This window comes from Syntrophorhabdus sp. (assembly GCA_012719415.1).
Taxonomy (GTDB): domain Bacteria; phylum Desulfobacterota; class Syntrophorhabdia; order Syntrophorhabdales; family Syntrophorhabdaceae; genus Delta-02.
This window is the reverse complement of the sequence record JAAYAK010000097.1, coordinates 1-13,186: the sequence shown is the minus strand read 5'-3', so window position 1 is coordinate 13,186 and position 13,186 is coordinate 1. Positions and strand designations below refer to the sequence as shown.

At 58.9% G+C, this 13,186-nt stretch carries 10 protein-coding genes; 5 read left to right on the top strand and 5 right to left on the bottom strand.

The features are described 5' to 3' along the window. Positions 1-249, top strand: a 249-nt coding sequence (locus GXX82_05905) for a hypothetical protein (GenBank protein ID NLT22562.1), incomplete at its 5' end; no start/stop codon positions are given. On the opposite strand, the gene GXX82_05900 is transcribed toward GXX82_05905, so the two are convergent. Next, entirely contained in the window at positions 209-1,954 is a 1,746-nt protein-coding gene (locus GXX82_05900; protein ID NLT22561.1) for a DUF853 family protein, read from the bottom strand. The two genes, GXX82_05905 and GXX82_05900, sit on opposite strands and share 41 nt — an antisense overlap. 268 nt (positions 1,955-2,222) lie before the next feature. On the opposite strand from GXX82_05900, the gene GXX82_05895 reads away from it, so the two are divergent. Then, positions 2,223-3,935 carry a proline--tRNA ligase gene (locus GXX82_05895; protein NLT22560.1) on the top strand — a complete coding sequence of 571 codons (1,713 nt, stop codon included), beginning with the start codon at positions 2,223-2,225 and terminating at the stop codon, positions 3,933-3,935. Then, positions 3,910-5,112, top strand: a complete 1,203-nt coding sequence (locus tag GXX82_05890) for an aminopeptidase P family protein (GenBank protein NLT22559.1) — start codon at positions 3,910-3,912, stop codon at positions 5,110-5,112. The genes GXX82_05895 and GXX82_05890 overlap by 26 nt, the downstream gene beginning before the upstream one ends. 145 nt (positions 5,113-5,257) lie before the next feature. On the opposite strand, the gene GXX82_05885 is transcribed toward GXX82_05890, so the two are convergent. Continuing rightward, positions 5,258-6,022 (bottom strand): response regulator, encoded by a 765-nt coding sequence (locus tag GXX82_05885; protein ID NLT22558.1) that lies wholly within the window; start codon positions 6,020-6,022, stop codon positions 5,258-5,260. A gap of 281 nt (positions 6,023-6,303) precedes the next feature. On the opposite strand from GXX82_05885, the gene GXX82_05880 reads away from it, so the two are divergent. Beyond that, positions 6,304-7,689, top strand: a complete 1,386-nt coding sequence (locus GXX82_05880) for an FAD-binding protein (GenBank protein NLT22557.1) — start codon at positions 6,304-6,306, stop codon at positions 7,687-7,689. Between the two features lie 34 nt (positions 7,690-7,723). Continuing rightward, a complete protein-coding gene (locus tag GXX82_05875; protein NLT22556.1) occupies positions 7,724-9,526 on the top strand; it encodes a diguanylate cyclase in 1,803 nt (600 codons plus the stop codon). A gap of 60 nt (positions 9,527-9,586) precedes the next feature. Here GXX82_05875 and ade read toward each other — a convergent pair whose 3' ends face one another. The 3 genes from ade to GXX82_05860 all read right to left on the bottom strand — a co-directional run. Beyond that, positions 9,587-11,209, bottom strand: a complete 1,623-nt coding sequence (gene ade, locus GXX82_05870; protein NLT22555.1) for an adenine deaminase — start codon at positions 11,207-11,209, stop codon at positions 9,587-9,589. Between the two features lie 122 nt (positions 11,210-11,331). Next, positions 11,332-11,883 carry a pyruvate synthase gene (locus GXX82_05865; GenBank protein ID NLT22554.1) on the bottom strand — a complete coding sequence of 184 codons (552 nt, stop codon included), beginning with the start codon at positions 11,881-11,883 and terminating at the stop codon, positions 11,332-11,334. Between the two features lie 13 nt (positions 11,884-11,896). After that, positions 11,897-13,186: cysteine--tRNA ligase (locus tag GXX82_05860; GenBank protein ID NLT22553.1), on the bottom strand; the 1,290-nt coding region annotated here is incomplete at its 5' end.

The following is a 13,186-nucleotide window of genomic DNA, read 5'->3' as shown; positions in this document are numbered from 1 at the left end:
GAATTGATCACAACACTGATCGGCAAGACACAGGCCATGGTCTCTCCCCTCATGCCTGTTCTGGGGACCTTCCTCATCATCAAGGGCCTCATGCGTCTCGCCAACGGGAACGACGCTGTCAGGGGAGGAGCAGGGGGTGGAAAGATGATCATCATCGGGGCCTTCCTGACCTGCTACAAGCTGACCTCGTGGATCCTCGTCTCCACTCTCACCCGGTGCGGTCTGTATCTCGGCAGCGCCGGTCTGTAGCGTTTCCTTCCTGCACGGTGTCCACCGTCGTCCTTTTCACATACTTCATCAGTCTCAATTCCTTCACGTTACCCCTCGGGGGGATGTAGCGCGTCCTGAACCGTCTCACTTCATCTCCGGCAAAGATGTACCCCTCACCGACAGCAAGCCCGGCCAGGTCTCTCATGTCCACGCGGCTGCCTTTCTGAAAGGCATAGGTGCCGTCCCAGTTGCCGAGGCTCTCCACCATCCTGCTGTCGTTCCTGATGTTGGGCATCATGAAAAAGGATTCTCCCGCCCGCTCCGCCAGAAATTTCGCCGTGTCCGTATCCTCCACCTTCATGACTATCTTGCAGTTCGTATTTCCGATGAGCCGCTTCGCGTCCGTTTCCGACGCCTTGAAGAGCGACGCAAGCTCCTGGACGGATATGATGACGCCAAAACCAAGCGAGCGGCCCTGGGCAAGGATGGTATCGAAACCCTCGACGGCATAGGAGCCATACTCGTCGGCAATGAGGGTGAACGGGACCGAGGGCCTGCGGCGGCGGACGTCACGCCGTATCTCTTCGTAATTCCCTTCCACTTTTGTCCCCAGCGCCGTGGTCAGGGCGATCCTGAAGGTATTCAGGGTAAGTCTCCCCAACGCCTGAAGGGTCGAGATCGAATACGACAGGGAGGGAAGGAGAACGATGAGGATACGGCTGTTCGAGACCACATCGACCATGTCGATCTCCGGCGCGTCGGTATCGAAGATCCTGTTGAACGTTCCTGCGAGGAGATCGAGGGGGGCGCCCCACTGCTGAACGAAGAACCCGTACTGCCTGAGGGCCTCCCCTGCCGCGGGGGACATCCTGCCCTGGCCCCTGTTGCGGTATTCCTCCCAGCCGGGCAGGTCGCCAAGCAGCGCCCTCAGGCGGGCCTTCACCGGCTGGCCGCCGCCGTCATACAGGGGATACCTTTCATCCGACTCAAGCGACAGGAGTTCGTCGAAGGAAAGATGTCTTCGCACCTCCGAAGGCGTGAGAACATACTCCCCGAAAATCCCGGGGTTGTCCCTGCGGTACACCAGTTGGGTGAGGACCGCCTTCATGAGTATCTTGCCCCGCTCCTGCCAGTAGACCTGGTCACCTTCGGCCTGCTTCAAAAAGCCCGTCATGATCTCGGCGAGAAAATCCGCATCCCCGTACGTCATGAAGTTGAACGTGTGGGACTGGGAAGGGTTGAGGAAATTGAGGACCAGCAGGTCCTCCACGCGGTCGCACTTCTCGATGATCTCGTAGAGCACCTCGTAGGTGTCGGTGACATCCGACTTGCCGTCGATGAAACAAAAACCTCCCCCGAGCCCCATGATGGAATCGGCGATGGTCCTGATGGCGGTTGTCTTGCCTGATCCTGTCGTGCCGATGAGCATGCCGTGACGCGTCAACTCCCCGATGGGGAGCATGACGGGCAGGCCGTAGTGGTCCTTCCCGAGAAACACGGCGGCCTCGCCCTCGCGGCGCGCTAAAACGGGGGCCGGTGAATTCGTCGATGCCATGAGTTGCACGACGAGACCGGCCCCGAAGAGACAGAATGCCGCAAGGGGGCTCAGAAAGACCATGGCGACGGAAAGCACCGTCACCACCCAGGGGTTCACCCACCGGATCTTCAGCCATGTTCCGGGACTCAGCCGCGAGGCAGGGGCGATCCTTGCCCGGTGAGCCCTTTCATCGATGGAACGTACCATGTCTTTGGGAATAGCAGAAAAGACGGTTTCAGGTTTCAGGTTTCAGGCTCAACAGCCAGGAATTGTGTCGACAGCCCCTCCCCTTTCCGCCGCCTCCCTTTGGCGACCTGCGACCTGAGACCTGCGACCTGAGACCTGAGACCTGCGACCTGCGACCGTCCGCGCGAAGCGCAGACTATTGCTCACAGGGCCAAATCATGGTACATTTTGACGATCCGGCAATCCCGTTCGCAGGCATCGAACACATATCTCAGTTTAAGGAGCAACCATGCTGTTCTCGAAAATGTTCATCCCCACCGTCAAGGAAGACCCGAAAGAGGCCGAGGTCGCGAGCCATCGCCTCATGCTCAGGGCGGGGTTCATCAGACGACTGGCGTCGGGTGTCTATACGTGGCTTCCCCTGGGCCTCAGGTCGCTCCGAAAGGTGGAGCAGATCATCCGCGAGGAGATGAACCGGAAGGGTGCCCAGGAGATCTTCATGCCCGCCGTTCAGCCGAAGGAGCTCTGGGTCGAGAGCACGCGGTGGGAAAAATACGGCAAGGAACTCCTGCGCTTTGTCGACAGGAACAACCGCGAGCTGTGCCTCGGGCCCACCCACGAGGAGGTGGTCACCGATCTGGTGAGGCGGGAAGTGAAGTCCTACAAGGACCTCCCCGTCAACCTCTACCAGATCCAGAACAAGTTCCGCGACGAGATCAGACCCCGCTTCGGGATCATGCGCTCCCGCGAGTTCTCGATGAAGGACGCCTACAGCTTCGATGTCGACGAGCCCGGGGCGGAGAAGAGCTACAAGGAGATGTACGAGGCGTACGTCAATATCTTCACGCGGTGCGGGTTCAGGTTCCGCGTCGTCGAGGCCGACACCGGCCAGATAGGCGGGAGCTTCTCCCACGAGTTCATGGTGCTCGCCGACACCGGTGAGGACGTCATCATCTCCTGCGACAGCTGCGGTTACGCGGCCAACCTGGAGAGGGCCGAGGTGGGATTCGCGGAGAGTCCCGTCTCCCCGAAAAAGGGCCTTCACAGGCGTGTGGAGACGCCGAACCAGAGGAGGATAGACGAGGTTTCCTCTTTCCTCGGGATCACACCGGACAAGCTCCTCAAGACCATCATCTACAACACGGACAAAGGGACGATCGGCGTCCTCGTCCGGGGCGACAGGGAAATAAACGACACGAAGCTGAAGAACCTCCTCAAGCTGGAGGAGATGGAGCTTGCCGACGAGAGGACCATCGAGGAGGCAACGGGCGGGCCTTTGGGCTTCTCGGGCCCCATCGGCCTTTCCATTCCCCTTTACGCCGACATGGACCTCACGTTCATGGAGGACTTCGTGATAGGCGGCAACGAACGCGATGTCCACGTGGTGGACGTCAACGTGGGCGATCTCACGGTCAAGGGCTTCTACGATATAAAGGTGGCCGTGGCCGGAGACCGCTGTCCCCGGTGCGAGAGCGGGAAACTCGTCGCGACGCGGGGCATCGAGGTGGGGCACATCTTCAAGCTCGGCCTCAAGTACAGCAAGGCGATGAACGCCACCTTCCTCGACAGCGAGGGCAAGGACCAGTTCATGGTCATGGGATGCTACGGGATCGGCGTCGGCAGGACCGTGGCCGCCGCCATCGAACAGGGCAACGACGAGAACGGCATGATACTGCCCCTGCCGATCGCCCCCTTCGAGGTGGATGTGCTGCCCGTGAACACCACCCACGAGGAGAGCATGAAGGTCGCCCGCCAGATATACGAGGAGCTCCTGGCGAACGGCGTCGACGCCATCCTTGACGACCGCGACGAGCGACCGGGCGTCAAGTTCAAGGATTGCGACCTCATTGGGATACCCCTTCGCGTAACGATAGGGGAGCGGGGCCTCAAGGAAGGCATCGTGGAGATAAAGCGGCGGGACAGCAAGGAATTCGAAAAGGTGCCCGTATCAGAGGCGGCACGGAGGGTCATGAACTATGTTGAAAACGCTAAACATCCCTGATCTCACACCGAAGGAAGAGATAACGGCACGGATCGACAAGCTCCGCAAGGGGATGGTGGAGAAGGGCATCGAACTCGCCGTCATCCTGCAGAACGTGGACATCTTCTACTTCACGGGAACGCTCCAGCGCGGGGTCCTCGTGGTGTCGGCGGAGCAGGGACCGCAGTTTTTCGTGGAAAAAAGCGTTTATCGCGCCGGGATGGAGACACCCCTCGATATCATCCCCATCAAGCGGGACAAGGAGGTCAAGGACCTCCTGGCGGAGAAGAAAATGCTTCACGGGCGGTGCGCCATGGAGTTCGACGTCGTGCCCGTCGCGATCTGTGAACGATGGAAATCGCTCCTGGGGAAGGACAGGATGGAAGACCTGTCGCCGATCATCAGGGACGGGAGGCTCGTAAAGAGCGAATTCGAGGTCGCCCAGTTCCGAAAATCCGGCGAGATCGTGGAGCGCGTCTTTGAAAAGGCGAAGGACATCATAAAGGAAGGGATCCGGGAGATCGATATTGAGGCCGAACTCGTTGCGGAAGGGAGGAAATGGGGACACCAGGGATTCCTCAGGATGCGCGGTCTCAACCAGGAGATGATGAACCTCTACGTCACCCACGGCTACTCCACGACGATCACCTCCGGGGCCGATGTACCCATATCCGGGATAGGCGTGACGCACGCCATCGCTCAGGGGGCCTCCGTCAACACTGTGAAACGGGGCATCCCGGTAATCGTCGATTACGGTGGCGGGTACAACGGGTACATCACCGATGAGACGCGGGCGTACGCGGTGGGGCCCTTGAAAGACCTCTTTCAAAAACCCTTCGAGGTGGCCCGGGACATCATCAACGAGACAATCGACACCGCAAAGGAAGGGACCGACGCGACGGAGGTCTTCGGAAGGGCCATGGACCGGGTGAAGGCCGCGGGGCTGGAAGAGCATTTCATGGGCCATGGGGAAGGCCAGGTAAGCTTCATCGGCCACGGCCTCGGCCTCGAGATCAACGAGCTGCCCGTCATCACGCCGCGGCACAGGATGCCCCTCAGGGAGGGTATGGTCTTTGCCTTCGAGCCGAAGTTCATCTTCCCCGGCGAAGGCGCCATAGGCATAGAGGTCGATTTCGTCGTCAGAAAGAACGGCCTCGAAAGGCTGACGAAGACACCCCTCGATATAGTCTACGTCTAGAGTGTCGTGTTCCAGGTTCCAGATTGAGTATATTTCTGTTGTTCTGGCCTGTGACCTGCAACGTGTGACCTGTGACGCAGGCTTTGTCGCCCGGAACCTCCGCGGCGGCCATCGTCATGCCCCACAGGACAATACCCCGGAACGGTCAGGGCAGGGATTCGCACTCCTGCCTTTCCGTCACGCCCATGAGCGTCTTGAACCGCTTAAGCGCTATCCGGCCGAGGTGAAAGGGTTTTTCGATGCCCTCCATGTAGATGTCCCCGTTCCGGTTCTTCTTCCTGAGGAGCCGGATGCGATGCCTGTTGACAAGCAGAGAACGGTCCAGGGCCATGAAGATGTCTGAGGGAAAGCGTCTTTTCCATTCCTTGAGAGGGGAGCGTATCACGAAACATTCACCGTTGATGCTGAAGATCCGGATATAGTTCTTCTCCGACATGATGGCGGCGATCTTCATGAGCTCAATGAAGACAACCTTCTTCCCGGTGTTCAGGCAAACCCGGTCGCCCTGCATGATCGCGGAGGGCTGTCCCCGGTCACGGCCGCTCGACAGGAGCCTTTCAAGCGAAAGGTTCAGACGGTCCGGGTCGACAGGCTTCAGAAGATAATCGAAGGCATCGCTCGTGAAGGCGCCGACGGCGAATTCATCGTAGGCGGTCACGAATATGACGGACGGCCGATCTTCCAGCTTGTCGAGGAGGTCAAACCCTGACCCGCCAGGCATTCGCACATCAAGAAAGACAAGGTCCGGCCTCTCTCTCGCGATGGTCTCGCGGGCAGCCGCGGCATCCGCCGCCTCCCCTATAACGTGGACATAGGGATGTCCGCTCAGAAGGTCTCTGAGATTCTTGCGGGCCAAGCGTTCATCGTCCACGATCACCGTACGGATCTCCGGTCTAGGATCATTCGACATTGCATTCCCCTTTTTCTGACTGGTTTGTCGGTTCAACCCGATCTGCCACAAAGCAACTGGTTACAACAGCATCAACTGATGTCAGTGTACATATTGCGGCACCTGCCGCGAAACATGATTGGTACTAAAGTGTCTTGACGAGTGCTCAACAGGCTGTCGATGCACCCCGCTCCCCTGCGTGGTCCCCGTCCGGACCCTCTTCTGCGACAGATCTTTCGACGGGACCGGCGGAACCGCAATTCTCTTGCTCCATCGCAGATGCCCGGATATAATTGACCATCATGTCCTTCGAACGGTTTCTGGATGAGGTGAGGGGATTCCTCGAAGAGGACCAGATCGTTCTCGACCGGGAGCGTCTTTCTCATTTTTCCTACGATGCCACGGAACGGCAGTACATGCCGCAGATCGCTCTTTTCCCCGAGAGCACCGGGGACGTCTCGAGCATCATGAAGTGCGCCTGTCTCCACGGGGTGCCCGTGACACCCCAGGGCGGAAGGACGGGCCTCTCCGGCGGAGCCCTGCCGGTCCGCGGCGGAGTTGCGCTCTCCCTCGCGCGCCTCAACCGTATCATTGAGATCGACGAGGCGAACATGTTCGCGGTCGTGGAACCTGGAGTCATATCCAACAACCTGCAGATCGAACTCAGCAGGAGGGGCCTCTTCTTTCCACCAGACCCGTCGAGTACCGTCGACAGCACCCTTGGCGGCAATGTCGCCGAGAACGCAGGATACACGCGGGCCGTCAAGTACGGCGTCACCAGGGACTATGTCCGGGGCCTCGAGGCCGTCCTGCCTTCGGGTGATGTGATAGCACTCGGCGGAAAGACTGTGAAGAACGTCGCCGGGTACGACCTCATCTCGCTCCTCGTCGGATCTGAGGGGACGCTCGCGATCATTACGAAGATAACACTTCGGCTCCTCATGAGACCCCGGGTGCGCCGCACCGTCGTGGCATACCTCAACGACCTGCCGGGGGCCGCCGACCTCATTGTCGCCGTCTTTCGCTCCGGGATAGTTCCCTGCGCCATAGAACTCATGGACAACATCGCCATCAACACCGTGGCCGACCATCTCGGCGCCCCCCTGCCGAGGGATGCCGCGGCGCTGGTGCTCATCGAGACGGACGGCCACGGCAAAGAGGAGGTCGAGGTCGAGGCGCTGGAGATAGCGAACCTGTGCCGGCGGGCCCCGGGCGTGACGGAAGCCCGCCTCGCCGAGGGCGATGCCGAGGCGGAGCGCCTCTGGAGCTACCGCAGGGAGGTGCTGCCGTCGCTCAAGGCGCTCGGCAAGGACCATCTCGAGGCCGATGTCGTTGTCCCCCGCTACAGCCTTCCTTTCCTCGTCAGGTTCACGGGCGGGCTCGAACACAGCGATGCCATCAAGATAGCCACCTATGGCCATGCCGGGGACGGGAACCTTCACGTCACCATCCTCCACCGCCGCAGGAACTTCTCCGAGCTCGAAGAGGCATACCGCCTCCTGGAACTGATATACAGGGAAACGATCGCCATGGGGGGATCCCTCACGGGTGAGCATGGTGTCGGCCTGACCGTCATGGACTATCTCCCCATGCAGATGGGAGGGGAGGCGTTGCCGCTCATGAGGCGCATCAAGGCTGCTTTCGACCCCCGGGGTATCCTGAATCCGGGCAAGATATTCACGGATTGAATAGTGTTGGAAATGGCCGCCAGCCGATGGTATAATGGGGGGCATCAAAGACGGCATGGCACAGAAGACAACGGAAGATGACGCTCTGTATCAGGTTCTTTTCGAATCCTCGGAGATTGCCACCATCATTGCCGAAAGCGACGGAACGATCTCCCGGCTGAACAGGCGATTCCTCGAACTGACAGGATATCGCCGGTCCGACCTGGTGGGAAAGAAGAAATGGTCCGAGCTTGTCGTCAACGGTGATCTCACAAAGATGACACAGTACCGTGGCTTTCTGAACCATGGCGCCTCCATTCCCGCTCATACCTACGAGTTCAAGCTGGCCGCCAGGGACGGTTCCGTCAGGGACGTGGAGATCCTCCGCCAGCCCATCGCCGGCACGAAGCGCACGGCCATACACTTCGTGGACATCAGCGACCTCATGCGCGTCGGCAAGAAGGTCATCTCGAGCGAGGAAAAATACCGTTCGCTGATCGAATCCACGGATGACTCCATCTACATGATCGACCGCGAAGGCACCTATCTCTTCGTCAACAGACAGGTGCTCGCGAGGTTGTCTGTGACCGAGGCGAACATCATCGGCAAGCACTACAGCGACTTCCATGACGCCGAGGACACAATGGAATTCGCGGGGTACGTGAACAAGGTCTTTGAAACGGGGTCATCGCATCGTTACGAGCACAGGAGCGGCAAAGGCGGGGAGCGCTGGATGCTGCGCACGCTGAGCCCCATAGTCGAAGGGCGCACCGGGCAGGTAAGGTTCGTTGCCGTCGTGTCGAAGGAGATCACGGACCTCAAGAGAACGGAAGAGAAACTGAAATACCTGAGCCTCCACGATCCCCTGACAAATCTCTATAACCGGGCTTATTTCGAGGAGGAGATGCATCGTCTCGACAACAACCGCTTCGACGTCGTCGGGCTCATCATGTGCGATGTCGATGGCCTGAAGCTCGTCAACGACACCCTGGGACACGACAGGGGAGATGAGCTTCTCACCGTTGCTTCACAGGTCATCAGGAAGTCGTTCCGCGAAAGCGACGTCGTCGCGCGCGTCGGAGGAGACGAATTTGCCATCCTCTTGCCCAACAGCCCCAGATCAAAGGTCGAGGAGATCTGCGCGAGGATCAGGACCAGCATCGTCGCGTATAACAAGAAGAACCCTCACCTCCCGTTGGGCATTTCCACGGGGTTCGCCATCCGCACCGGCCCCGGCCAGAGCATGGCGGAGCTGTACAGGGAAGCCGACAACGCCATGTACAAGGAGAAGCTCTTCGGCAGTCAGCACGCGCGCAATATCATGGTGAAGAACCTCCTCAACACCATCGAGGCCAAGGGCATCACGACGAAGCAGTCGCTGAAACGCCTGAGGCAGCTCGTGACCGTCCTGGGAAGAGCCTCCGGCCTGCCCGAAAAACGTCTGAAGGACCTCGCGCTTCTTGCGCAGTTCCACGATATCGGGAACGTCAGCATCCACGACCGCATACTCCTGAAATCGGGCAGCCTTACCGAGGAGGAGCTCCTGGAGGTGCGCAAGCACTGCGATATCGGGCATCGTATCGCCCAATCCGCCGCGAGCCTGACACCCATAGCGGACTATATTCTCAAGCATCATGAGTGGTGGGACGGCAGCGGATATCCCCTCGGCCTGGCAGGTGATGAGATACCCCTCGAAAGCAGGATCATGGCCATAGCCGATGCCTATGAATCAATGACCGGTGGGCGGCCGCACCGCAATGCGGTATCCAGGGAGGAGGCCCTCAAGGAACTGCGCAGATTCGCCGGTACTCAGTTCGACCCTGATCTCGTAAAGAAATTCGTGAAAATAGTGGCATGAAAAGCAAAGTTATTCTTTTTATAGGTCATAGTGAACCTATTAAAACAGAAAACTACCCTCTCACACAAAAAGGTCTGTAAAAGCGAACTTCTCTGCGTCGAAGAGTCCCCTGTCGTTCAGTTTGAGTTTCGGGATCACCACGAGGGCCATGAAGGAAAGGGTCATGAAGGGTGCCTTCAGAGTAGTGCCAAGGTCCCGGGCAAGCACGGTGAGGCGGCTGTATCTTTCGGCGACACTGTAGCCGTCCTCGTTCGACATGAGTCCGGCCACCGGAAGGGGCAGCACCATCTTCATGTCCTCCGAGACGAGTGAGATGCCGCCTTTCTTCTCGATGACAAGGTTGACAGCCTCGCAGAGCATCTCGTCGCTCGTTCCCACAGCGACGATGTTGTGGGAATCGTGGGCGATGGATGAGGCCAGGGCACCTTTCTTCAGGTTGAATCCCCGCACGAAGGCAACGGCAGGCGGCTCGTCAGCATAGCGGTTCACAACGGCCAATTTCAGGATGTCCCTGTCGATATCACAGACCACGGTTTCGCCCAGAAGGGCGGGGGCCTCGACGTCGGCATAGGTCACGACCTGGTCTTCTATAACACCGATGACACGGATGGCGTCAGACCTCTTGAGGACCCGAAAGTCCTCCGGCTTCCTGGCGGTCGCCCGAAACACGTTGACCGGGGCGGCGCTACGGTGGATAATGCGGCTTTCTCCGGCTTCGGCGACGATCTCGCCGCGCACTATGGTCTTCAAGACCTCAAGGTTCTCAAGACTGTCGACAACGATCATATCGGCAGGGTCGGAAGGCCTGAGCAAACCCACACCGAGACCGTAGTGGACGACGGGATTGACACAGGCGCACCTCAAGACCTTCATAACGTCCACACCCTTCCTGATGGCCCGGGCGGCGAGCGTGTTGATGTGCCCTTTCACGAGGGAATCGGGGTGCTGGTCATCGGTGCAGAGCATACAGAAATCGGGAGATTCGGCGATGAGGGGGTAGAGGGTATCGAAGTTCTTTGCCGCCGAACCCTCACGGATCAGTATCTTCATGCCCAGGGAGATCTTCTCACGCCCCTCTTCAAGTTCAAAGGATTCGTGGTCCGTGGATATGCCCGCCGCAACGTACCTGCGCAACCCTTCTCCGCGAAGGCCCGGTGCGTGCCCGTCTACAGGTTTCCCCCTTCGTATTGCCGCGTCGATCTTCGCCTGTACGTCCGGGTCGCCACCAATGACACCGGGGACGTTCATCATCTCGCTGAGATAGCCCACGCCTTCCTCGTCCAGGAGGGCCTCCGTCTCGGCGAGGTCCATCGCGGCACCGGACGTTTCGAAGGGGCTCGCCGGGACACAGGAGGGGGCACCGAATGCGAAGGTAAAAGGGATGCCCCTCGCGTCCTGAATCATGAAGCGCACACCCTGCGGCCCCAGAACATTGGCGATCTCATGGGGGTCGGACACGGTCGCCACCGTTCCGTGAACGACGGCAACGCGGGCGAAACCGGCCGGCGTGAGCATGGAACTCTCGACATGAACGTGGGAATCCACAAAACCGGGAAGGACATAGGTATCATACCAGTACCGCTCTCTGTCGATACCGGTTATTATTCCGTTGTCGATATGGATTGTTCCGGGAAAGACGGTCTCGTTATGGAGATCGACGATATTACCGGAGATGGTCTTCATGGGAAGACCCGAATTATCGAATAGCCAATAACCAAATCCCAATGACCAGGGAAAAGACCTTTGCCGCCGCGTGTCTCTTGACTGGTCATTGGTAGTTGGTCATTGGTTATTGTCAGTATCTATCACTCTGCCTCTATCACCGTTGCTTCGTTGTATGCCCTGGTGTAGGCGTTGATGTTCTTCTGGCCGTTGACACCGAAACGGTTGCGAACCGGCTCTTCCAGCGTGCTGAGCTCCACGACGCGCGTTGCCCGGACGAGGGCCCCGAGCATCGTGGTGTTCGTTATGGGAACACCCAGCTCTTCCCTGGCGATCTTCGACGCATCGACGGCAATGATGTTCTGCCCGGGAAACATCTCTTTCAGCTCTTCCGGGGATTTGTTGGAATTGATGATGATGTAGCCGCCCTTCTTGAGACCGGCCGTCGGGTTTGCCGAGGCGATGAGGGTGGGGTCCAGGATGAGAACGCTGTCCGGTTTGTAAACCTTTGACCTCAGTCTGATAGGCTTGTCGGATACACGCAAAAAAGCCTGAACGGGGGCTCCGCGGCGCTCGGGGCCGAAACTCGGGAATGCCTGCGCGCGCATGCCCTGTTTGATGGCAGCCTGCGCGATGATCTCGGCGGACGTAACGGCTCCCTGCCCGCCTCTTCCGTGAAATCTGACCTCTAACATATACTCTCTCCTTTTAAGAAACTGAAGTCTTTATCCGCCACTGTGTGCCTTTGGGTGTGTCGAGGAGCGTGATCCCTTTGTCCGCCAGCATGTCCCTGATCTCGTCTGCCTTCCGGAAGTCCTTGCTCTTCCTTGCCTCGACACGGTCGTTGATGGCGTCCTCGACAAAAGAAACGTCAAGGCCCATGCGGGCCAGGTGCCGCGTCTTCTCCCGGGATTCCAGGGACGCGAGATCGTCACCGAGAAGCCCCAAGGTCCCGGCAAGCGATTCATAGACGGCCTCCGCCGAAGCGATGAGGGCAACGGCACTCTCATCCTTTTCATCGACCATCCTGTTGATCTCCCTGGAAAGCTCAAAAACGTGCGAAAGGGCGAGGGCGGTGTTGAAATCGTCATCCATGGCCTCGGTGAACCTGGCGGCGATCTCGTCGGCCTCGGGATAGGGCCGTGCCGCGAATGTCTTGCCCTTTTGCGCCTCAAGGGCCCGTTCCCGCGTATAATAAAGCCTGTGCAGGGCCGTGTTGGCGTCATCGATGGACTGGCCGTTGTAATCCACGGGACTGCGGTAGTGATTGGACAGGTAGAAAAGGCGAAGGACCTCGGGATGGTATTCCTTGAGGAAATCCTTGATGAGCAGCGTGTTGCCGATCGACTTCGACATCTTTTCCCGGTCGATATTGACAAATCCGTTGTGGACCCAGTAATTGACGAACTTTTCCCCCGTTGCCGCTTCGGTCTGGGCCTTCTCGTTCTCGTGATGAGGGAAGACGAGGTCCTTGCCGCCGCCGTGGATATCGAAGGGATTCCCGAGATAAAGGGTGCTCATGGCCGAACACTCTATGTGCCAGCCCGGTCTGCCCACCCCGAAGGGCGCATCCCAGGAGGGTTCGCCCTCTTTGGAGGCCTTCCAGAGAACAAAGTCGAGGGGGTTTCTCTTCTTTTCGTCCACCTCGACCCGTGCCCCGGCGATCATATCCTCGAGAGGTCGTTTGGAGAGCTGGCCGTAGTTGCGGTAACTGTCCACCGAGAAGTAGACATCCCCGTCGACGGTGTAGGCATGGCCCTTGTTTATCAGGGTTTCCACGAGGGCTATCATGTCTCCGATATGCTCCGTGGCGCGAGGCTCGTGCTCCGGTCGAAGCACCCCGAGGGCATCCATGTCCTCATAGAAAGAGCGAATGTACGTTTCGCCCACCTCCTGCCAGGGTATGTTCTCCGCATGAGATCTCTTGATTATCTTGTCGTCGATGTCGGTGAAGTTCCTCACGTAGGTCGTGCCGAACCCCTTCGAGCGCAGGTAACG

Bases quoted from the DNA above. Each gene is read 5' to 3' on its own strand.
- ade (NLT22555.1), bottom strand. From the start codon at position 11,209: ATGAAGACCATCTCCGGTAATATCGTCGATCTCCATAACGAGACCGTC.
- GXX82_05880 (NLT22557.1), top strand. From the start codon at position 6,304: ATGTCCTTCGAACGGTTTCTGGATGAGGTGAGGGGATTCCTCGAAGAG.
- GXX82_05875 (NLT22556.1), top strand. From the start codon at position 7,724: ATGGGGGGCATCAAAGACGGCATGGCACAGAAGACAACGGAAGATGAC.
- GXX82_05865 (NLT22554.1), bottom strand. From the start codon at position 11,883: ATGTTAGAGGTCAGATTTCACGGAAGAGGCGGGCAGGGAGCCGTTACG.
- GXX82_05885 (NLT22558.1), bottom strand. From the start codon at position 6,022: ATGTCGAATGATCCTAGACCGGAGATCCGTACGGTGATCGTGGACGAT.
- GXX82_05900 (NLT22561.1), bottom strand. From the start codon at position 1,954: ATGGTACGTTCCATCGATGAAAGGGCTCACCGGGCAAGGATCGCCCCT.
- GXX82_05895 (NLT22560.1), top strand. From the start codon at position 2,223: ATGCTGTTCTCGAAAATGTTCATCCCCACCGTCAAGGAAGACCCGAAA.
- GXX82_05890 (NLT22559.1), top strand. From the start codon at position 3,910: ATGTTGAAAACGCTAAACATCCCTGATCTCACACCGAAGGAAGAGATA.